Source organism: Sulfurimonas sp. C5 (assembly GCF_029872055.1).
In the GTDB taxonomy this organism is placed as follows: Bacteria; Campylobacterota; Campylobacteria; order Campylobacterales; family Sulfurimonadaceae; genus Sulfurimonas.
In genome coordinates, this window is record NZ_JARXNQ010000002.1 from 182,720 (window position 1) to 203,975 (window position 21,256).

Annotated in this window: 22 protein-coding genes; 8 read left to right on the forward strand and 14 right to left on the reverse strand. The window is 35.7% G+C overall.

Annotated elements, in window-relative coordinates; translation table 11 throughout:
* Positions 1-29: 29 nt before the first annotated feature.
* The 12 genes from P6N22_RS05240 to P6N22_RS05295 form a co-directional block, all read right to left on the reverse strand.
* Positions 30-464, reverse strand: coding sequence for a DsrE family protein (locus tag P6N22_RS05240; protein WP_280330844.1), 435 nt, complete (start codon positions 462-464; stop codon positions 30-32).
* A complete protein-coding gene (locus P6N22_RS05245) occupies positions 461-844 on the reverse strand; it encodes a DUF255 domain-containing protein (RefSeq protein ID WP_280330846.1) in 384 nt (127 codons plus the stop codon). The genes P6N22_RS05240 and P6N22_RS05245 overlap by 4 nt, the downstream gene beginning before the upstream one ends.
* On the reverse strand, positions 832-1,740 hold the full coding sequence (locus P6N22_RS05250; RefSeq protein ID WP_280330848.1) for an MBL fold metallo-hydrolase: 909 nt from the start codon (positions 1,738-1,740) through the stop codon (positions 832-834). The genes P6N22_RS05245 and P6N22_RS05250 overlap by 13 nt, the downstream gene beginning before the upstream one ends.
* A 9-nt stretch (positions 1,741-1,749) precedes the next feature.
* Complete coding sequence (locus P6N22_RS05255) at positions 1,750-3,279, reverse strand: OprD family outer membrane porin (RefSeq protein WP_280330850.1); 1,530 nt, start codon at positions 3,277-3,279, stop codon at positions 1,750-1,752.
* A 143-nt stretch (positions 3,280-3,422) separates the two neighbouring features.
* Positions 3,423-5,183, reverse strand: a complete 1,761-nt coding sequence (soxB, locus tag P6N22_RS05260) for a thiosulfohydrolase SoxB (protein ID WP_280330852.1) — start codon at positions 5,181-5,183, stop codon at positions 3,423-3,425.
* A 9-nt stretch (positions 5,184-5,192) separates the two neighbouring features.
* Complete coding sequence (gene soxA, locus P6N22_RS05265) at positions 5,193-5,966, reverse strand: sulfur oxidation c-type cytochrome SoxA (RefSeq protein WP_280330854.1); 774 nt, start codon at positions 5,964-5,966, stop codon at positions 5,193-5,195.
* Between the two features lie 3 nt (positions 5,967-5,969).
* Positions 5,970-6,305 (reverse strand): thiosulfate oxidation carrier complex protein SoxZ, encoded by a 336-nt coding sequence (soxZ, locus tag P6N22_RS05270; RefSeq protein ID WP_280330855.1) that lies wholly within the window; start codon positions 6,303-6,305, stop codon positions 5,970-5,972.
* A 42-nt stretch (positions 6,306-6,347) separates the two neighbouring features.
* Complete coding sequence (gene soxY, locus P6N22_RS05275) at positions 6,348-6,815, reverse strand: thiosulfate oxidation carrier protein SoxY (protein WP_280330856.1); 468 nt, start codon at positions 6,813-6,815, stop codon at positions 6,348-6,350.
* Between the two features lie 12 nt (positions 6,816-6,827).
* A complete protein-coding gene (gene soxX, locus P6N22_RS05280; protein WP_280330858.1) occupies positions 6,828-7,352 on the reverse strand; it encodes a sulfur oxidation c-type cytochrome SoxX in 525 nt (174 codons plus the stop codon).
* 82 nt (positions 7,353-7,434) lie between these two features.
* Entirely contained in the window at positions 7,435-8,598 is a 1,164-nt protein-coding gene (locus P6N22_RS05285; RefSeq protein WP_280330860.1) for a HAMP domain-containing sensor histidine kinase, read from the reverse strand.
* Positions 8,585-9,241, reverse strand: coding sequence for a response regulator transcription factor (locus P6N22_RS05290; RefSeq protein ID WP_280330862.1), 657 nt, complete (start codon positions 9,239-9,241; stop codon positions 8,585-8,587). Before P6N22_RS05290 ends, P6N22_RS05285 begins: the two co-directional genes overlap by 14 nt.
* A complete protein-coding gene (locus P6N22_RS05295; protein ID WP_280330863.1) occupies positions 9,238-10,332 on the reverse strand; it encodes a hypothetical protein in 1,095 nt (364 codons plus the stop codon). The genes P6N22_RS05290 and P6N22_RS05295 overlap by 4 nt, the downstream gene beginning before the upstream one ends.
* A gap of 249 nt (positions 10,333-10,581) precedes the next feature.
* On the opposite strand from P6N22_RS05295, the gene P6N22_RS05300 reads away from it, so the two are divergent.
* Positions 10,582-12,654 (forward strand): molybdopterin-dependent oxidoreductase, encoded by a 2,073-nt coding sequence (locus tag P6N22_RS05300; protein ID WP_280330865.1) that lies wholly within the window; start codon positions 10,582-10,584, stop codon positions 12,652-12,654.
* On the opposite strand, the gene P6N22_RS05305 is transcribed toward P6N22_RS05300, so the two are convergent.
* Positions 12,626-12,862 carry a hypothetical protein gene (locus tag P6N22_RS05305; RefSeq protein WP_280330867.1) on the reverse strand — a complete coding sequence of 79 codons (237 nt, stop codon included), beginning with the start codon at positions 12,860-12,862 and terminating at the stop codon, positions 12,626-12,628. The two genes, P6N22_RS05300 and P6N22_RS05305, sit on opposite strands and share 29 nt — an antisense overlap.
* Positions 12,863-13,040: 178 nt before the next feature.
* On the opposite strand from P6N22_RS05305, the gene P6N22_RS05310 reads away from it, so the two are divergent.
* From P6N22_RS05310 to P6N22_RS05320, 3 genes are all read left to right on the forward strand, one after another.
* On the forward strand, positions 13,041-13,370 hold the full coding sequence (locus P6N22_RS05310) for a YraN family protein (RefSeq protein ID WP_280330869.1): 330 nt from the start codon (positions 13,041-13,043) through the stop codon (positions 13,368-13,370).
* 54 nt (positions 13,371-13,424) lie between these two features.
* On the forward strand, positions 13,425-13,808 hold the full coding sequence (locus P6N22_RS05315) for a cytochrome C (RefSeq protein WP_280330870.1): 384 nt from the start codon (positions 13,425-13,427) through the stop codon (positions 13,806-13,808).
* 61 nt (positions 13,809-13,869) lie between these two features.
* Positions 13,870-15,285, forward strand: a complete 1,416-nt coding sequence (locus P6N22_RS05320; RefSeq protein ID WP_280330872.1) for an aldehyde dehydrogenase family protein — start codon at positions 13,870-13,872, stop codon at positions 15,283-15,285.
* Here the strand turns inward: P6N22_RS05320 and P6N22_RS05325 are convergent.
* The gene (locus tag P6N22_RS05325; RefSeq protein ID WP_280330874.1) at positions 15,282-17,078 is read right to left on the reverse strand and encodes a flagellar assembly protein A; all 1,797 of its coding nucleotides are present in this window, start codon (positions 17,076-17,078) and stop codon (positions 15,282-15,284) included. The two genes, P6N22_RS05320 and P6N22_RS05325, sit on opposite strands and share 4 nt — an antisense overlap.
* Positions 17,079-17,119: 41 nt before the next feature.
* Here P6N22_RS05325 and P6N22_RS05330 point away from each other — a divergent pair, with 41 nt between their 5' ends.
* From P6N22_RS05330 to maf, 4 genes are read left to right on the forward strand one after another with little or no spacing between them, the layout of a single operon-like run.
* Entirely contained in the window at positions 17,120-17,566 is a 447-nt protein-coding gene (locus tag P6N22_RS05330) for a DUF523 domain-containing protein (RefSeq protein ID WP_280330876.1), read from the forward strand.
* A 35-nt stretch (positions 17,567-17,601) separates the two neighbouring features.
* Positions 17,602-20,154 carry an alanine--tRNA ligase gene (alaS, locus tag P6N22_RS05335; protein ID WP_280330878.1) on the forward strand — a complete coding sequence of 851 codons (2,553 nt, stop codon included), beginning with the start codon at positions 17,602-17,604 and terminating at the stop codon, positions 20,152-20,154.
* The gene (locus P6N22_RS05340) at positions 20,154-20,687 is read left to right on the forward strand and encodes a hypothetical protein (RefSeq protein WP_280330879.1); all 534 of its coding nucleotides are present in this window, start codon (positions 20,154-20,156) and stop codon (positions 20,685-20,687) included. Before alaS ends, P6N22_RS05340 begins: the two co-directional genes overlap by 1 nt.
* Positions 20,677-21,225, forward strand: coding sequence for a septum formation inhibitor Maf (maf, locus tag P6N22_RS05345; RefSeq protein ID WP_280330881.1), 549 nt, complete (start codon positions 20,677-20,679; stop codon positions 21,223-21,225). Before P6N22_RS05340 ends, maf begins: the two co-directional genes overlap by 11 nt.
* Positions 21,226-21,256: the final 31 nt, after the last annotated feature.

The window sequence follows — 21,256 nt, forward strand, 5'->3', positions numbered from 1 at the left end:
TAACAATTGAGTGTAAAATTTATGTAAAATTACGGAACGATATAAATCCATCCCTCTTTGACTCTTTCAGTTATTTCAACAATCCCTGCAGTGACAATTTCAACATCATCAATAAGTTCTTCTTTTTTGATATGTTTTGTTCTCATTGTGTTTTCACATGCAACGAATTCAACACCGTATTGTTGAAGAGCATCAACACGCACGGCAATCTCTTTTTCTTTTTTAAGGAGTGCTCTAATACCGTGATAATACGCAACAATTCGCATATGTACCATTTCCGGTCCATAAAATTTCAGTACATTGTTTGCACTGCTGAGAACATGTTGAATAGTTTCGTCATCACCGCGATTAATTGAGAAAATTATTTCTCGTGGCTGCACAAGTGATGGTTTCGGTTCTGCAAATACTGTATCAGCATAACTTAAAACACTGAGTAAAGCAATTAATATAATTTTACGTATCATTTTATCCCTTTCGTAAGATCTTTAAAGTCTTGGATATTCCATGAACCAGGAATTTTTTTCAGTATCTTTCCATTCTCATCAAGAAAAAAGAATGTAGGCGTGAGCATTATTTGTTCATCAAGCGGAAGTTTTTCATTATCCAGGTTAATCTGTGCGGGAATAAATCTCTCCTCCAGCCAACGTGCCATTTCAGGATCTTGAAATACATTTTTTTCCATTTTTAAACAGTAGTGGCAAGTATCTCTCATTACATCCAACATTATGGGTTTATTCGTCTTTTTCTGTACCTCTAGTGCATCTGAATAACTAAGCCATTGAAATGCTTCAAGAGATGCAGTAACAATAGTGAAACAAAACAGAATTCTTATTATTGTTCCCATTCTAAAGTCCTATAGGCAGTTTCTACATTTTGTTTATGTAGTACATCATACATGTGAACATTTTTATACTCTGGCATCAATATAGATGTTGTTGCATCTTCTATATCGATACCGTCCTCGATCGCTTCTAAAACTTTTTGTTTTAATTCGACTAGATAATTATAGGTAAAATCTATAGAGTGTTTGTTAATGAGAGACCCATGTCCACCTATAATATATTTATAATTGCCTTCTTGGATAGATTGTAATGTCTCTATCCATCTATTTATATCACCATCACGTAATGATGGAACTCTGTCATTAAAGACTACGTCTCCTACAAAAATAGCTTTTAGTTTTGGAATGTAAATTAAAAGATCACTCTTTGTATGAGCTTTTTGATTTACACTGTATATAAAGATTTCTTGATTATCAATCTTAAGTTTTTTTTCTTGATCAACAAAAATATTGGGAAATTCTTGAGTAGTATTTTCATAGGCTTCAGGTAAAACCATTCTTTGCATTCTAGTTGTTTCCAGTTTTCCTTCTTCTTGGAATTTTTTAGAACCTATAATGTCTATACCCAATTTTTTATAATAGCTATTACCTAACCAGTGGTCATCATGTACGTGGGTATTGATTACATAAGCCACCGGAAGGTTTTTTATCTTTTTGATTAACGAGTGAGCTTCTTTAGCATAATTATAAGTTGGCCCACTGTCAATCACAAGATAATGATTTCCAATTTCTACAAAACATGAATTTACCATGTTTCCGTTGTTTTTTGAGTTGATTGCCTGTGGCTCACCAAAAAAGCAGTAGATATTACTACTGACTTTTTTAGCTTGAAGTTTGTATTCAAAAGCAAGGAGAGAAGACATGAATAATATACTTAAAACCACAAGCAAGCGCATCATAAAACCTTTTTAAAATAAATAATTTAACTCGAAACGGTATTCGTTGTAAGAGTCTACATCTTTACCAGCTTTACTTCCGGCAACTCTATTATCAGCACTAACAAGTCCTACACGAAGTTTTGCTGAAAGAGCAGGTGTAATTTGTTCTAGTAAATCTACATGAATAATATTACTGTCTGCTTGAACACCTGCTACTTGTTTTTTATCATCAAAGTTTTGCACTGCATAACGTACCATAGCAGTAAAACCTGGAATCATTTTCGCTTTTCCAAAGTTATATTTTACTTCTGCTGCCATAGTTTTTGTATTTGCATACCAGTTATATTGTGCCATTGCACGAGTATATCCACCAGTTGGGAATCCACGCCAAGGAGCTACGATATCTGCTGCATCTTCAACTGCAGAGTAAGCAATTTGTGCTTTTAACGGACCATTTGTTAATGCTAAACGTGCCATATAAAGTGAACTATCAAGTGATTCAGCTTTTTTATACCCGTCTTGAGCACCATATAAGCCAGCTAGTCCACCTTTAAGACAAGCACCACCAATTTTACCGCCGCCGTTATCCATTTGTTTCATATAACGAACACCTGGTGTTAAAGTATAACCACTGCCAAGAGCAATTTTATAATTTAGTTCACCTGTAATTGATGAAACAACATCTGGTACTGAACCATATGTTACATCAATTTGAAGATTATTGATAGATTTATTTTGTAAATCTGCAACGATTAGTTTATGATCTACACTTTTACCCGCTGCTTGAAAGTTCGCATAGCTTAAACCTTTGTGTATTGCAGAGTCATCATTATTACCCCATGAATCACCAGAAGAGTCTTTAAAAGTAATTACATCATGGAATTTTGAATGGTCACGAAGTTTTTGTTCCATAAAGTATGCACCACGGATTCTTGTTTGTGGAATCTCTTTAGTTTCAATTACAAGACCATCAAATGTATTAGGGATCATTTTTGTATCATTTGATTTTGTTAAGAATGATTCAAAAATTTGACGACCGAATTTTACTGTTGTCTTTGAGAAATCATATTGAAGATATGATTGTGCTAAAACAGCCATATAGTAGTCACCGTTATATTTTGCATCGTAACGGCTAATTGTATCTTTACCTGCTTTGATATAACCTAAGTCAGCTACGCTTGCACGTAATCCTGAAAATGGGCTTCCTGAATAATACATACCAGCAGTTGCACTAAAACCTTTAAATGGTGCAGTTTTATAAATCATGCTACCACCGATACCGAACGCTTTATTATCTTTGTTCCCTGTTCCGGCAATATCATCATTTTTCCAGTCCCACATGAATGAATTCATACGTAAACGACCATAAAAAACACCTTCAGTAAAGGCTTTATCTAAACTATCAACACTTTTTGGAAGTACATTGTAAACTTCCATCATGTTTCCTTTTAGAGAACGTTTTGGTTGTGCATCATCTGCTGAAGCCGTTGTAAGTGTACCACAAGCAAGTAGTGCTGCAGTAGCCGCTGTAGCGAGCTTTACTTTATTCCATTTTTCCATTTCTTCATCCTTTTTTTATTAAAAGGCGATTATAATGTCACTGGTGATGAACCAATGTCCTTGTGACACTATCACTGCCTAGCGGCAACTGGTACTTGCCGCTTCGTTTGTCCTTAGACACCTACCCCTTTAAGACTTACGATCTAACAACCGCGAGAGCCTTTTTCAGGACATCCACACTCATAGTCTACAAGTGTTACATTCCCTTTATTGCTTACATTTATTACCTTTTGGCGTTTAATGTAATCTCTGACAATGTCATATACCGGTCTAATCTTATCTTTACGTAGATTTGCACCTGCATTTTGCAAGTTACCACCCCAAGAAGAGACCACATACGTTTTGTTTAGATCTATTGGTTTACCTCCTACTTTAAGATTAGATATTCTCTGACCCGCTTTGTTTGCAACGGCAATACTATATGTTACACCGCCTAAACGACTCATATCCCCACCTTGTTGGTAGAGTGGATTTGCATTAAATACATTATCCGCAATATCTTCTAATAAAGTAGCGATTTTTGCACCTTTTAACTCAAACGTATAAACGTTCGGGTATGTAATACCACACATCTCATAAACATTTTCCATTAAAACATCTTCACCTGCTAAAACGGTAGTACCCCATCTATAGCCAGGAGTAAATGAGATATCACATTTCATTTCATCCATGATCGCATCATTAATGAGTTGATCGAAAGTTGAGAAGAATGTATCTCTTTTGTAAAGAATATTTTTTGTTTGTCCCAATACTTCGTTAAACTCTGAAGCAAACGGTGCATAAAGTTCATCAATTAACTTAACGCCTTGTTCATCAGCAGGAATAAGATTGGAAGCGATAGGAACAAGTTTATACTCGTAATCTTTCACTTTACCGTCTTGAATATCAAGGTCTAAACGTCCTACATATTTTCCGTGACTTCCTGCAATAACGATAACAGTATTGTTGATTGTAATCGGTTTTGGTGAAGGGTCATGTGTATGTCCGCTTAAGATAAAGTCAATACCGTGAACTTTACGAGCTACCTCTTGATCCACGCTGAATCCATCATGTGAAAGTACAACGACACAATCAACTTTATGTTCATTTCTTAATTCATCTACATACTCTTGAAGTGTATCTAAACGAAGACCGAAACTCCATCCTTGAGTAAACTCTTTAGGGTTTGCAGTTGAAGTGAACGGGAACGATTGACCAATAATACCGATTTTTGCTCCGCCACGCTCTTCGATTGTGTATGGTTCAAAAATAAGCTCTTCATACTCATCAGAGAACGGATCGTCACCAACAACATTTTGAGAAATAAATTTTGCATCAAGTTGTTCGATCAGTTTTCTTACTTGCTCTTTACCGTATGTAAATTCCCAGTGACCAACCATTACGTCAACACCAAGATAATTTTGCGCTTTAACAATAGCTTCACCGTCAGTTTTAAGTGCTACACCAGTACCTTGCCAAGTATCACCTGAATCAAGGAACAGCACATTTTCAGCACCACGCTCTGCACGAACACGATCTAAGTAAGTTTTCATATGAGCTACACCACCCATTTTTCCAAACTTTTTCGCTAAAGCTTCAAAATCGATACAAGTATCAAAATAAGCATCTAAAGAACTTGGCTCAAGTCCGTAATGTTTTGCAAATGCTTCACCACATAAAAATCCAGGAGTCCCTACAAGATTCGGTGCAGAAATTAATGTAGACGGCTCTCTCCAGTAAAGTGGTTTTAAGTGGGCATGTAAATCACACATATGTAAAAGTGTTACATTCCCTTTAGCATTAAAGTCATAGATATCTTTAAGAGATATCTGTGAAACTGCTTTTGGCTTTGCACAACCTGCAACAGCGGCACTTAAACCGAAAATTGCTGCGATGTGCATAAAATCTCTTCTTGAAATATCCATTATATTATCCTATCTTTTTAGTCCAGGGATTGCTACTTTAGCCCCTTTTGCTTTATCTGTTATATAAACTTCTAAAGCCACCATTTCAGGTGAACCTAAAGGGATTACAGCTAAAAGTGCATTTTGCATACACCCTTGGAAACGACGTTGAAGTGTTCTTAATGACGATTTTGTCATTCTGTATGCAGGCCAAGTTGCAGCAGCTGCATTTCCTGGATGACCAAGTTCCGGAAGAGGTTGTGTTCTAAGAACTGTACCAATAACATCTTGGCTATGACAGCTTAAACATGCTAATCCTCTACCACCTCTTTTTGTTTCAAATACCTCTTTACCAAGTGCATATGCAGCTTTCATTTGAGGATTTGCATTCACATCGATGTTAATTGCTTCATCGTTAGCCAAAGATTTAGCGTAAGCAATCATGTCAAACATCTCTTTGCTTTTAAGAGCAAAAGGCTTATGACCATTGTCATGCATAATTGCTTGCATTACTTGACCAAGTCCTGCAACCATATCTAATTTTTTAATATATCTAGGAAAGCCCGCGATATATTTTGGTAAGTTGTCTTCACTTACACCTAGAAATTTTGCAAGACCAGCATCACCGCCGCAGTTCTCTTCAACTAAACCACTACCAGTTTCTACATTGATATCAGCCGGGTTTGCTTCTAAAAGTTCTGCATAAAGAGCACGGTCTTTATCACTCATTGCAAACTGCTCACCTGCAAATGTTACAGATGCAAGAAGGGCAGTAGAGAGTGTTATTGTTAGTAAATTTTTCATAGATTATCCTTTAGGTTTAATCTTGATACTTTTTTCATAAACTTCACCGGCATTATCAGTAAATGTAACAGTTAATGTCCCTTTACCGTTAATTTTCATATTTGTAGTAAATACCGGATTAGCTGATACAGATTCCCAAACAGTCATGTTAGTAATGATTTGTCCGTTATAGTCAAACTTGATGCTGTTGATATAACTTGCAGGAACAATTTGTCCAGTTTTTTTATCTTTACGCATACCTGTTTCCATCGGATGGATAACCATAAAGTTTACTTTAACGATATCGCCGTCTTTATATTTTTTTGGTTTAATTTTAATTAATGATTGTATTTTTCCCATTTTAGATCCTTTAATTTTTTTGTTGTTTCATTGTGTCTGAAATCAACCACATCCACCGATTGTTACTTTAACGCTTTGAGAAGCTACTAAAAAGTCACCGTTGCTAAGTTCAACAAGAGCAGCAACTTCTTGAGTTTGTCCAAGTTTTACACGTGTTGCTAACATAGCTTTACCGTTTGCAGGCGTTAAATATGTATCTAAACAACGAACGTTAGAGTTTTTTGTTGCGAAAATATGGATCGCTTTTACATAATCATCAGCAGTCATAGGTGAATCTACTTCTACAGTTACAGGTACAACAGCACCATTTTCCGCAATTTCAGGTACTTTAAGATGTATTTTGTCTGATTTTACAGGTGTTTTTCCGCCAGTAATTGCTTCTAAAGCTTGTGCATAAGTAAAAGCATTTGGTCCTTTTGGTTTTGTTTCAGCTGCAAAACCCATTACAGGTAAAGCTGCACCTACAGCTACCGCAGATGTTAATTTTTTGAAAAAATCTCTTCTTTGCATTTTTCTTCCTTTTTATTTTGGTGATACGATATATGAAGTAATGTCACATATCTCTCTTTCAGTAAATAAACCAGTTGTTAAATTAATAGTCATATGTGTCGTCGGATTGTCAACACGTGCATCAGCAATTTTTTGATAAACAAATTGATTGTCTCTTGCACCGCTATCAATAAAGTTAGTTTTATAGTTGCTGAGATCAGGACCAACATTTCCTGCTCCATTAGCACCTTCAATGTTATGGCATGCTACACAGTTACCATACTGTTTTGCAGAACCGTCACTATTTTTTTTACTTAACCCTTTTGGTGGTGTTTTTTTAGCTTTACTACCGTTTAGGTTATGAAAAATAAATTTTCCTCTTGCAATAGCTTCGGGATTATTTGTTATACATCCTTGAGGCATTGCATACTCTTTTGCCGGAGCCAATAGGTCTTTTTCAATAATCTTACTTGCATTTGGATTTTCAACTACACCGCTGTAATCAGCAGCAAAAAGTGAGCATCCAAGAAGTATAGAAGCTGTTAGACTCTTACGCATGATTCCTTCCTCCTAATCAATTTCAGGAACAAGTTTATCAGTGAACTGTAAAATTTGTGTAAAATAAAAAAAATTTATGTAATTATTTTTTGATGCAGAGCTTGGTTGGGAATTTATAGGTAAATGTAGAGCCGTTTTTTAGCTTGGAATCTATATCTAATTCGATGTCATATTCGTCAATAATTGATTTTACTATATTTAAACCGATACCGAAGCCACCTTTGTTTTTGTCTTCTCTGTAGTAACGTTTAAATATCTTATCAACATCTTTTATACCGATACCGTAATCGCGTACACTTAAATAACAGCCATCTTTCTGTGTAAAAAGATAGACTTCGATAATATTATTCTCAAATGAGTATTTAATGGCATTGGAGATATTGTTATCAACGATTTTGCGTAATTTTTTAGGATTCATAACAATGAAGAGTTGAGCTTGCAGGTGCATGTTGATTGTGATATCTTTCATCCTCGCTACATCTGTAAAGTATTCTATTCTCTCTCTTACGAACTGGCTTAAATTGATCTCTTCATCAAGATAATCCAAACGGTTATATTTAATAAGGTAGTCCATATCGTCATAAATATTTGAGAGCACTTTTGTCGCTGCTTTAATTCTTTGAAAATATTTATTTGGTTCATTTTTTCTATTATAAAGATCAATGTTTACATTAATAATAGATAAGGGTGTGTTGATCTCATGAATAGAATCTTTAATAAAACTGTCAAGTTGTTTATTGAGAGCTTTAAAGGGTTCGGCAAAACGATTAAGAAAAAGCATACTGAGTAAAAACACGAGAACGGTAATTGATAAAAGTATGACGGCAACATTCATATATAAGGTAGAGTAGGAAATTTTATTACTGAGTATGAGGTATTCTGCCCCGAAGTATCTCGATTTTGGCAATTGAATTGTTAAATATGCCTGTGTCCCTTCTGTATAATAACCGTTTTTAAAAGCAGGTATATTGGAATCTATTAGTGTGAAAATTGGTTTGAACCTTGCATCGTAAAGACCTGATTTTAAAGTGTTGAAACGCGGGTACTCAAAATAAACTTCGTTTTGATCATACTCTTCCATAGATTTTATAATGAGAAGAGATTTCTCTTTTAGAAAGATTTCATTTTGAATGGAGTATATATTTTTCATATACAGCAGGTATATTACAAGAGGTGCTAAAAGTATAATAGCAATTAATGATGTATAAAACAGAGCATTTTGAATCGCATATCTATTGTCGTTCAATTATATATCCTACCGAGCGTCTGTTTACTATAATCCCTTCAGGAATTTTTTGACGGAGATTTTTTAACTGTACACGGATAGTCGCCGGTTCAACATACTCACCCCATACTTCATCTTGAAACATATCAATTGAAACAACGGCATTTTTATGTTTAATAAGTACTTTTAAAAGGTCATTTTCTGTTTTTCTCAGCACTACCTCTTTATCGTTTACAAACAATTGCTCTTTGTTCATATCATATAAAGCATTATGTCCAAGATCAATCATATCTGCATTATCTGCATAAAAACTTTTGCATGCTTGATTAATACGCACTTCCAGCTCTTCAAGATCAAATGGTTTGCGTATATAGTCACAACAGCCTCTTTCATACCCCTCCTTGAGACTTCGGATATCCGTCATTGACGTTAGAAAGATGGTTGGAATCTTTCTATTGCTTTTGCGAAGGTTTTCAAGCAGTTCAAAACCGTTCATAGAAGGAACGTTTACATCCAACAGGAGAAGATCATAACTTTTTTCATGAATAGCACTGTATGCTTCAAAGCCATCCATAAAACACTCTACGTCATAGCCTAAATCTTCTAAAAATTCTTTAATACTGATTCGTAATGAATACTCATCTTCTAATAGTAAAATTTTCATTTTATTTTCCCGTCGATCCTGTGTGTGATTTTATTTTTCAAAAGAAGTTGTATCAATTCATCTTTTGAATAGCCTTCAAGCTTTTTATACGCCTCTTGTGTATATTTCTTTTTATCTTCATCAGAAATAGCATTCTGTAATAAAAGAAGTTCTCTAGGAGTATAATCTGCAAACATATCTTCTTTATAGTATTTTGTTTTTTCAACTTTGTACAATGTGCTTCTGGTAACATTTATTAAAAATGAAATATCATCTTCTGGATCATTAAAATAGTCAAGATATTTGTTTGGTAGAACAAATACAAAAGCACCTATAATATCTCCTGCACCGTTTTTCATGGTTTCATAAAATATATGAAGTCCTTTGCTGTAAAGCATTCTGTTTGCTTTTAATGTTTTAAAGTCGATTGAATTTAGAACATTTAAATAATTGGCATTGTAGTTTGTATTTGCAATAATGTATTGATTGATAGTTTTATTCTCTTGCATGAAAATAGCTGTCTGAAAATATTTGTCATCCATCAGTACATAGAGATCGATACCTTGTGTTCTAAAGAGTTCGGTCATCGGTTCAAAAAAGTCAATAACCTCTACAAAACCGAGTAGTGTATCGTTTTTGTAAATGGGCACGGTTGCTTTAAAGCCTAAACGACGTCCTACCTCTATAGATGTTCTTGGAGTATTGTGTGTTTTAAAATAATTTAGGTCGGTTCTGTAGTTTCCAAGAGGCATTCCTGCATAAACGGTATCCCAGCTTCGTGCAAAGATAAGATAATCGGCAGTAATGACTTGAGAGCGGACATGTTTGTGTGTATATTGTTCAATTGCATTTGTAATAGTAGAAAGGATTCGATACCCTTGATCTTCATCATCATTATCCAGCGCATTAACGAGTGCACTGTTTTGGGAAAGGACTAGGGCAAACTCCAACGCACCGAGTTGATTTACACGTAATTGAGCATTGAGTTCAGATGTTATTTGATCAAAAATATGGTTAAGTTTTTCCTCTTTACTTTCATATCTAAAATAAAAAAATATAGTTATAATTATGAATATAACGAAAGTAAAAAGTATCAAAAGTATCTTTTTCATGCGGCAATTGTATCAAAAAATCATTAAAAAAAATTATAGTGATTCTGTTTTCTTAGAAACTAATTAGAGGAAAATAGCTTTGAATAGTTAGAGGTATACTTAAGAGAAACAATTGTAAACTTCCAAAGCTGATTATATCAATATTTTGTATAGATAAAATTTTTAGATTTAATTCTGACAGAGAAATCTTCCTAGACATAAAACTAGGAATTAAACCTAAAAATTTTGAATATGATGTGGGGAAAAGTTATGGATAACATTGAAACGATAGACAGTGTTTGTACATATTGTGGTGTAGGTTGTGATATAGCAGCGAATGTAGATACTGTGGAGAATAAAATTGTAAAAATCTTCGCTCATCCTGATGGTGTGGTTTCTCAGGGGAAACTTTGTATAAAAGGGAAGTATGGTTACGATTTTGTGGATGCTGAAGACAGACTGCGCATTCCTCGTATTAGAAAAAGTTTCTTAGAAAATAACCCAGCTATTAAAGATGCCGTGGCGTCGGCACTTAAAGATTTTGATGATACATGGTATGAGTGTGATTTAGATGCTGCAACGACTGCATGTGCAATGAAACTCAAAGAGATTCAAGAAAAGTACGGCAGAAAATCGGTAGCTTCTATCGGGGGTGCAAGAACTTCTTGTGAATCATCATATCTTTTCCAAAAGTTCACGCGTCATACTTTAAATTCACCTCACGTAGACAACTGTGCGCGTGTTTGTCATTCACCGTCACTCAAAGGGATGCGTGCAACTATAGGTGAGGGTGCTGCAACTAATCCATATAACGATATTTACAATGTTGAATTTATGATTGTAATCGGTTCAAATACAACTGAAGCACACCCGATTATCTCTAACCGTATCTTGGATGTAGCCCGTGAACATGATAATTTGGCTGTATTTGACGTACGTGAAATTAAACTGCACCGTTTTGCAAAATATAAGGCAATTATCCCACACGAGACAAACTTGATGGTGCTTAATATGCTTGCATATACGATCATTGATGAAGAGTTATACGATGATAGTTTTATTGGAGATCGTACAAAAGGGTTCTTAGAGTTTAAAGAAAAAATTCTTAGCGATCCGTATGCAAAACCTGAATATTTTGAAAATATTGCAGGGTATGAATATATGGCAAAAATGATCAGAAAAGTTGCTCGTGAATATGCTCTGAAAAAATCTATGATTTTCTGGGGACTTGGTATTACGGAACACCTTGACGGTTCATACGCGGTAATGGCAATTACTCACTTGGCACTTATGACTGGTAATGTTGGAAAAAGCGGAGCAGGATTAATGCCTTTACGTGGACAAAACAATGTTCAAGGTACGTGTGACATGGGTATGCTTCCATATTATGATCCTGATTATCAAGAACCGAAAGAGATAGGTTTAATGACGCCTCAATTAGTTGATGAGATGTTAGAAGGACGTCTAAAAGCGGTTCTTAACATCGGTGAGGATTTAACACATATTCATCCTAATCTGAACAAGATAGATAAAGCGTTTAACGAACTGGAACTTCTCTTTGTACAAGAACTGTTTATGACAGATGTAGCAGAGCGTGCAGATATCGTAGTAGGTGTAAAATCTGCATATGAAAAAACAGGTGTATATGTAAATGCTATGAGAAGACTTCACCTTTCTCAACCCCTTGTAAAATCTGATCTTCCTGATGACTGGGAAGTATTACAGATACTCGATAACAAAATGGGCGGTAGTGCAAATTACCAAAGCTCAAAAGATGTTTGGGATGAGGTACGTGAAGTTGCTTACCGCCGTTTTAGCGGGGCAGAGTATTCACGTTTAGAGCGTCATAGAAAACGTGGATTGCAGTGGCCTGTACATACAGAAGATACTCCAATCTTACATCAACTGGACTTTAGAACTGAAGACGGTTACGGATATTTCAAATATAAACAATATGAACCGCGCAATATGGTTCAAGAAATTCTTGATAACAAATTAACAGGGTACTATTTAACAACTGGTAGAACATTGGCACACTATAACAATGCTGCGCAAACAAAACGTTCAGATAAGCTCAATGACAGATATGATGAAGATATTTTACTCGTAAGTGAGAGTGACGCAGCTGATTTTCCAACTGAAAAAGTGGTATTAAAAAGTGAGTTCGGTGAGACGACACCGCTTACTGTAAAGATTACGGATAAGATTAAACCAAATACTTTATTTTGTACATTCCACCATGCAAAATCTAAGATCAACAATCTCTTCGGCGATGCCAGAGATGAGTTGATCTTAACTGCAGCCTTCAAATCGATTAAGGTTGAAGTGCTTCCTTGCCGCTAGATATTTTTAGCGGTTTTAGGTGAAATTTGTAATAACGCCCGTTGAGATATTTTGAGACGCTTTGAACGTCCTCCTCAAACCATCCTGCATAAGTATTATCTGCACATACTTTTACCTGATGGTGTAACTTTTTAAAGCTATTTACCTTTTCCTCTCTTACTTGAAAATCAGTTATCGCATGACAACGCATACAGTCTGCTTCGTCCATCAACTCCTGAGGAGTATGATGTTCTGCGCAAACAACTACGGGAAAAAGGATCGGGTATAATAAGCATAAGGATTTAAATTTACACATCGCAATCCTCCGTATTGAAGTAAATCAGTATAGCACTTAGTGATACTAATACACTTAAAAATTTGATCTTAGTTAAGAATTAAAGGTTATGATGAGCAGGGAAAAGGGAAATATAGCTGAGAGTAAAGCTGTAAGCTTTTTACAAGAATCAGGTTATGAGATATTAGAGCAAAATTTTTATAGTCGTTTTGGTGAAATAGACATTATCGTTATGAAAGACAATGCTCTGCATTTTGTTGAAGTAAAAAGCGGTGAAGACTATGAAAGTGCAATATATAACATTACACCTCAAAAGCTCTCTCGCATTATTAAAACGGCACAAGTGTATATGAAAAAACATAATTTTGACAGTGACTATGTTTTTGATGCCGTTGTAGTAACTCCCGACAAACTATTATTAGTTGAAAATATAACTTTATAAACTTTTAATTATTAAATGAGTAATATTGTCAAAAGTAACTCTTAAGGATATTGAATGAAAAAATTAATGTTAGCATTGGCTTTGACTTCTGTTGCAACTTTTGCAGCTGACACTACAATTACGGCAACAATGCAGTTGATGGAAAAAGGGATGGAGCAAGTACAAAAAGGTTTCATGTATAATTCAAAACAAGACATTATGCAAGGTATTGAAACATTACAAAACTCTGATGCAATCTTTAAAAAAGTGGATGTAACAACTTTTATTCCAAACAATAAAAAAGTTCGTGTAACGCAAAACATTACGGATAATCTTGGTGAAGATTTAGTAATTTTGAAAAAAGCTATCGAAAACAATGAGTTTACAACGGCAACAGAAAAGTACGGAAAAGTTTTAAACGACTGTGTAGCTTGCCATACAACTATCAGAGGCTGGTAGTTTACAAGCTTTTATTTAATTCTTAATGGTATAATTTTTCCATTATATCAAAGGGAATTAGATGGAAGCAAAAATATTTTTCGGCTCTAAAGAAGCCACAAAAGATACTTTCAATGAAAGAAAATCACCATATAACGGTGAGATAGTTTCAAAGTCTCCTGTTTGTGATGCCGAAGATGCTCACAAAGCACTTCAAATAGCTCAAGCAGCAGCAAAATCTGCAAAACTTTCAACTCTCTCTCAAAGATGCAACTGGATTTTAGATGTTGTAAGCAAGTTAAAAGAACACAAAGAAGATATTGCAAAAACAATTACGGATGAAGTTGGAAAACCTATAGCATTTGCCCGTGTTGAAGTTGAGCGTTGTATTGAGACACTTACTCTCTCAGCGGAGACAATGAGAACGATGCACGGTGAGACTATCAATACGGATGCAATGCCAAGCGGAAAAAAAACACTCAGTATGTTCCGTCGTGAACCTGTAGGTGTTGTTGTAGCTATCACTCCGTTTAACTTTCCGTTAAATCTTGTAGCACATAAACTGGGACCTGCACTTGTTGCGGGTAACGCAGTTGTATTAAAGCCGACACCTGAAGCACCGCTTACTGCTTATAAATTTGCTAAATTGTTTGTAGAGAGCGAGTACGCGATCAAAGATGCTTTAAGTGTTGTTTACGGTGATGCAGAAGTCGGTTCAGCACTTATTACTTCGGAAATTCCAAGGGTTGTCAGTTTTACGGGAAGCGTACCTGTAGGAAATATTATTACAAAAAATGCAGGGATTAAAAAAGTTGGACTGGAACTTGGCGGTAATGCTGCGACATTCATTGAGAAAACGGCAGACCTATCACTTGCAGCTCAGAGATGTGCGCTTGGTGCATTTGTAAACTCCGGACAGGTATGTATCAGCTTACAGAGAATTTATGTTGATGATTCGGTATATGATGAGTTTGCTCAGCTTATGGCTGAGGAGACTAAAAAGCTCAAAGTAGGCTCTCCATATGAAGATGAAACTTTTATGGGACCGCTTATTGATGATGATGCGTGTGAACGTGCGATGAACTGGGTAGAATCAGCTATAGAAGAGGGCGCTGTACCGATGTTGCCACCGCACCGTGAAGGGCGCATTTTTTATCCGTGTGTAATGACGGAAGTGCATGATGCTATGGCAATTGTATGTGAAGAGGTATTTGCTCCTATAGTTTCACTTGTAAGAGTAAACGGTTTTGATGATGCACTGCCTAGAATGAACAATTCACCTTACGGATTACAGTTTTCAGTATTTACAAATGATCTAAGTATTACAAACCGTGCAATTGATGAACTGGATGCTGGTGGAATTGTGATTAACGATATGCCTACACTTCGTTTTGATATTCAGCCGTACGGCGGTGTAAAATTAAGTGGTGTTGGACGTGAAGGTCCTAGATTTGCCATTGAAGAGATGACAGAAATTAAATCAATTGTTATCTGTTAGGTCTTAATTATCCTATTTTCTTTTTTATCGAGTCCAAGGGAAATAACTTCGACCTTCCCTTGCGGCATATAGACTATCTCTTCTCCATATTGAGGATCGACAAATATCACTTTCGTGTGTCCGTCATAGAGTGAGTTGGTTCTTATTTGAGCGTGTAAATCTTGTTCAAGTAACCTGTCGAGTTCACGTTTTAATTCGGCTATAGCCTGGTCTTTATATTTAAGCCCGTCTTGTCTATCTTGTAATTCTTGCGCTTTTCTTTTGTATTCTCTAACTCTGATCATATCCTGTTTTGTTGGTGCTTTTCCAGCAGCTTGAGCCGCTAAAATACGTTTTTGAAATGTCTTGATTCTATCGATTTGCTCTGAGTGCTCTTTAGTTTTTGATTTTATGAAAGCAACCTCTTCATCATACTCTTCTTTATGTTTTCGAATCTCATCCTCAAGATGTTCTTTTTCTTTATGGTAAGCATCAATTTTATCAGGATTAATGATTAAAGTATTATTTGAACCTCTGATACTTTTGATCTCTATAAGTTCTGAAGCTATAACTTTTGCATTGGAAACCAGTTCATCTATATATATTTTAGGGGCAATGAGTTCTCCACCGATAACTTTTTTTACATGGATAGATTTATTTGCTTTAATTCTTCCTGTTTCTACAGTTTCAATCTCTGCATGGTCTGTCATGAGATCGCCTCTATGAAGTTTTATATTTGCTTTATCTGAAACTGATAGTGTTGTTTTTTGATGTGTCTGTGCATCAATATTTATACTTTGTGCAGATATATTTACGTTTGCTCCGATACTGCCATTAACATTTAAGTCTTTTACATCAACTTTTAAACCCGCTCCAATTGCATCATCATATGCTTCTCTGTTATGTTTAATGTCAACACTGATTTCATTGTTAAGGTCTTTTGCATCTAAATTACCTGTTGTTTTCTGGCAGGCACCTTCGAGTTGGATCGTTTTAGAGATTTTAAGAGAATCGTTAGTATATTCGACAAAACCGTTATCATTGGCGTAAAACTCAATATAGTCTTTATTCTCTTTGAGAACAATAGTTTCGTCAACTTCAGGAATAGTGAAGTCTTCAGCTTGACCTTCTGGAATATAAATACCTTCACAAGAACGTCCGCCACGACCATTTTTCGGTTTTGTATAGCGTAGTATAATCTCGCCTTTTTTCACGCCGTCTATATAATTTTTCTCTTCATCTTCGCGAAGATAAAGTTTTTCAAGTTTTCCATTGTTGGGTGAAATTGGATCAAGACTTGTCGCTACAGTGAATTTTACATCTTTTGGGAGTTTTTTACCGTAAGGTAAAATTTGAGAGAGTTTTTCTAACTGTTTTTGTAAACCTGTTTCAAAGACACCTACCAAAAAGCCTGCCGAGAGTTTTTTGTGCCATATCTCATTTAAAAGTTTTTGCGCTAAATTATCATCTTTGGCAAACACGCTTCCCGCTTTTATTACGGCTATCACTTTTGTTTTTTGCTTGTTTGCTGCCAAGCTTATTTTATAAGTAGATGTATCCAGATCGGAAGGAGATATTTTTATATCGTAGCGTTGATAGATTCTTACGTTTTTATCAAATAACATCTCTTCATCAAGATTACTTGTATCCTCTAAAACAATATCTTTTTCCAGACCTTTTCGTCGAATACAAGTTTCATAGGTTTCGAGTGTAAAGTCAATACTTTTTATGCTAATATTTTTCTCTTTGGCAACGTTGCCGAGAGTTTTTGGTATCGATACTGTCTTTTTTGTAATCGGTGCAAAAGAAATCATTTCAAGATAATAGCGAAAAAAACTGTAATTTAGGTGCAAATATGAAGAAAAAAGTGATTATTTCGGCGTGTTTATTAGGTGACTTTTGTCGTTATGACGGAAAAACAAAAAAATTCGATTCAATTATAAACTATTTTAATAAGTATGAGATTATCCCTTTTTGTCCCGAGGCACCATTGTTTGGTACTCCAAGAGAAAGGATAAATGTTGTCGAAATCGATGGAAAAAAAAGGATAATAACCGATGAAACAAATAAGGATGTAACAGCTCTCTTAACAGAAGAGATCGAAGCATTTATAAAACAAAATGAAAATGTTGATGCAATAGTCTTAAAATCAAAATCACCATCTTGCGGTTATAAAACCACACCGATTTTAGACGAAAATAAAAAAATTTTGAGGAACGAAAATGGCATAGCTGCAGAGGTTTTTGAAAGCCACTATAAAGCCCTAAAAATCAAAGATGAGTTAAATTTTAGGGATTTTTAGATATAATCGCACAATTTTATAAAAAGAGTACATAAATGGATATTAGAGAAGAGTTTCTTAAATTTTTTGAATCGAAACAACACGAAAGAGTAGCTTCTGCACCATTAGTTCCGGATGATGCGACGCTGCTTTTTAACAATGCCGGAATGGTGCCGTTTAAAACGATTTTCACAGGAGAGGTTCCCGTTCCAGAAAATCCGCGTGCTACATCATGTCAGACATGTATCCGTGCAGGTGGTAAACACAACGATTTAGAAAACGTAGGACATACTGCAAGACACCATACGTTTTTTGAGATGTTGGGGAACTTTAGCTTCGGTGATTATTTCAAAGAGGAAGCTATTGCATACGGTTGGGAGTTCATTACAGAAGTTTTAGAACTGCCTGTGGAAAAGTTATGGGTTACTGTACACGAAAGTGATGATGAAGCTGAAGAAATTTGGCAGAAATACGTATCAAAAGATCGTATTATGCGTCTTGGTGACAAAGATAACTTTTGGGCAATGGGTGACACTGGACCATGTGGACCGTGTAGTGAGATTTTTTACGATCAGGGTGAAGAGCATTTTAATGGACCTGAAGACTACATGGGTGGAGACGGTGATAGATTTTTAGAGATCTGGAATCTGGTTTTCATGCAGTTTGAAGTGAAAACTCCAGGCGGAGAAAGAATTCCATTAGCAAAACCTTCAATTGATACGGGTATGGGATTAGAACGTGTTGTTGCAATTAAAGAGGGTGCTCTTAGTAACTACGGTTCAAGCTTGTTCATGCCGTTAATCAGAAAAGTTGAAGAGCTTATCGGTAACGAATACGAGTATGCTACGGGAGCAAGTTATCGTGTTATTGCTGACCATATCAGAACAACTGTATTTTTACTTTCTCAAGGTGTGAATTTCTCAAACGAAGGGCGTGGATATGTACTTCGTCGTATCCTTCGTCGTGCTGTGAGACACGGGTATCTTTTAGGCTTTAGAGAGCCATTTATGTACAAAGTTGTAGATACTCTAGTAAGCCTAATGAAAGGACAATATGACTATTTAGAGGCAAAAGCTGAAGTTGTAAAAGAGCAGATTGAACTAGAAGAAGCAAGATTCTTTAAAACTATCGAAAACGGTATTGCATTGTTTGAAAAAGAACTTGAAAATACAAAAGATGTATTCTCAGGTGAAGTTGCATTTAAACTTTACGATACTTTCGGTTTCCCGTTAGACTTAACTGAAGATATGCTTCGTGAAAAAGGTTTAGGTCTAGATACTGAGAAGTTCGAAACACTTATGAATGAGCAAAAACAACTTGGAAAAGCTAACTGGAAAGGGAGTGGTGACGCTGCTGCTCACGGTGACTTTAAAGCACTGATCGAAGAATTCGGTGAGAATGTTTTTGTTGGTTACGATTTCACAGAACACTCAGGTGAAGTAAAAGCTCTTTTAAATGAAGAGTTCCATAGAGTTGATACACTGAAATCTGGTGAGAAAGGATGGGTGTTTTTAGATATCACACCTTTTTATGCTGAGAGTGGTGGACAATGTGGAGATAGCGGTGTACTTGAAGAGTTTGCTGATGTAACAGATACGAAAAAATTCTTTGACTTAAACCTTTCTGCAATCGAAGTGAAAAAAGATCTAAGCGTAGGAATGGTAGTTGATTCTCATGTAGATATTTCAAGAAATGAGATCACAAAACATCACTCTGCAACACACTTGCTTCATGCAGTACTTTATGATGTACTCGGTGAGCATATCTCTCAAGCGGGTTCACTTGTTGAAGCTGATCGTTTACGTTTTGACTTCTCACATCCAAAAGCGGTTGAGCACAATGAGCTAGCAGAGATCGAGCAACGTGTAAATGCACTTATTTCACGTGGAATTGAAAGAAAAACAGAAGTTTTACCGATTGAGGAAGCAAAAAATTCTGGTGCAAAAAGCCAGTTCGGTGAGAAATACGGCGATGAAGTAAGAGTTGTTAGCTTTGAGAAAGCTAGTGTTGAGTTCTGTGGGGGTGTTCACGTTGACAATACTGCAAATATCGGAAGCTTTATTATTACAAAAGAGAGCGGTGTAAGTGCAGGTGTAAGACGTATTGAAGCAGTATGTGGTAAAGCTGCGTACGATTACTTCTGTGAGCAAAGAATGCTACTTAAACGTGTAGAGATGGAAGTAAAAAATCTTGATGTTCTCGCTGGTATTAACAGACTTAAATCTAATATTGAAGAGTTGAAGCTTGAAGTAAAAGAAGCACAAGAAGCTGCAAAAGTTGAGATTAAAGCAGATGAGATTAACGGTGTGACTGTTATTGTTGATGAGCTTCCAAGTGGTGATATCAAAGAGAAAATTGATGAACTGAAAAATCAACACGACAAAGTAGCGGCAATGCTTTTCCAAGTAAAAGGGGACAAAGTATTAATTGCAGCTGGTATCAAAGATTGTAGTGCTAAAGCAGGTGACTGGATTAAACAAATCGCTCCGATTTTAGGCGGTGGCGGTGGTGGTCGCCCTGACTTTGCACAAGCGGGTGGAAAAGATACGACAAAAGTACCTGAAGCTAAAGAAGCATCACTTAAATATATTCAAGAGGTATTAGGGTAATGAAAGAATTTTTAGTAGAGCTTTTTGCAGAGCATAAGACAATTATAGTTTTTTTACATATTTTAAGTGCTGTTGTATGGGTTGGTGGAATGATCGCAATGCGTTTTGCTGCACACCATTCATTTATGGAACTTGAACCTGCACAAAGACTACCGAGAGTTGCACACGGTTTAAAAAGATTGTTTACGATTGTTTCACCTTTTGTTCTAGTACTTATTATCACTGCGGTAATTATGGCAGTAGGTCTTGGTTTTCGTGCTGCTGCTGTTGATGCAAACGGTAATGTAATTGATGATTATGCAATGCATATTTACAACCTTGTACATGTAAAAGAGGTTATTTGGATGCTTATGGCAGTGAACTTGGGTGCTATGATCCTAAGACGGAATAAAGCACAAAAGCTTATAGAAACAGGTGACATGGCGGGTGCTAAAAGAGCATTAGAGCTTATCGGAAAATATATGGTCCCTGTAAATATCATTTTAGGAATAGTAGCAATTTATTTAGGGGTAACTCTTAGAAATGCCTATTAGACTTGCTTCTTCATCTGAAACTCGTGCACTACTGTTAAGAAACGCAGGGATAGATTTTATCCAAGAGAGTGTAGAATTCGATGAAGAAACTATTGTCGCAACTTCTCCAAAAAACTTTGTGTATCAGGCAACTTTAGGAAAATATGAAGCAAATTATAAAGCTTTCGGGATAGAAGATTATCCCCTTTTAGTTGCTGATACGGTTGTAACTTCTCAAAATCAAATTCTTAGAAAAGCAAAGTGTGTTGATGATGCCCGTAATATTTTAATGACACAAAGCGGAAATATTACGAGTATCATTACCTGTCTTATTTATCATTCAACAAAGCAAAAAATCATAGATATCTCAAAAACAGACTATATCTTTGCAGATTTTAATCAAGATGCTTTAGATGCATACCTTCAAAGTGGAGAATGGCGTGGTAAAGCCGGTGCTTGTATGGTTGAAGGTTTTTGTAAATCGTATATAAAAGAAGTACGTGGATATGAGAGTACGGCTATGGGACTAAGTGTAGAAGTACTCAAGAGGTTTATATAATATGAATATTTTTAGTAATAAAAAAATATAT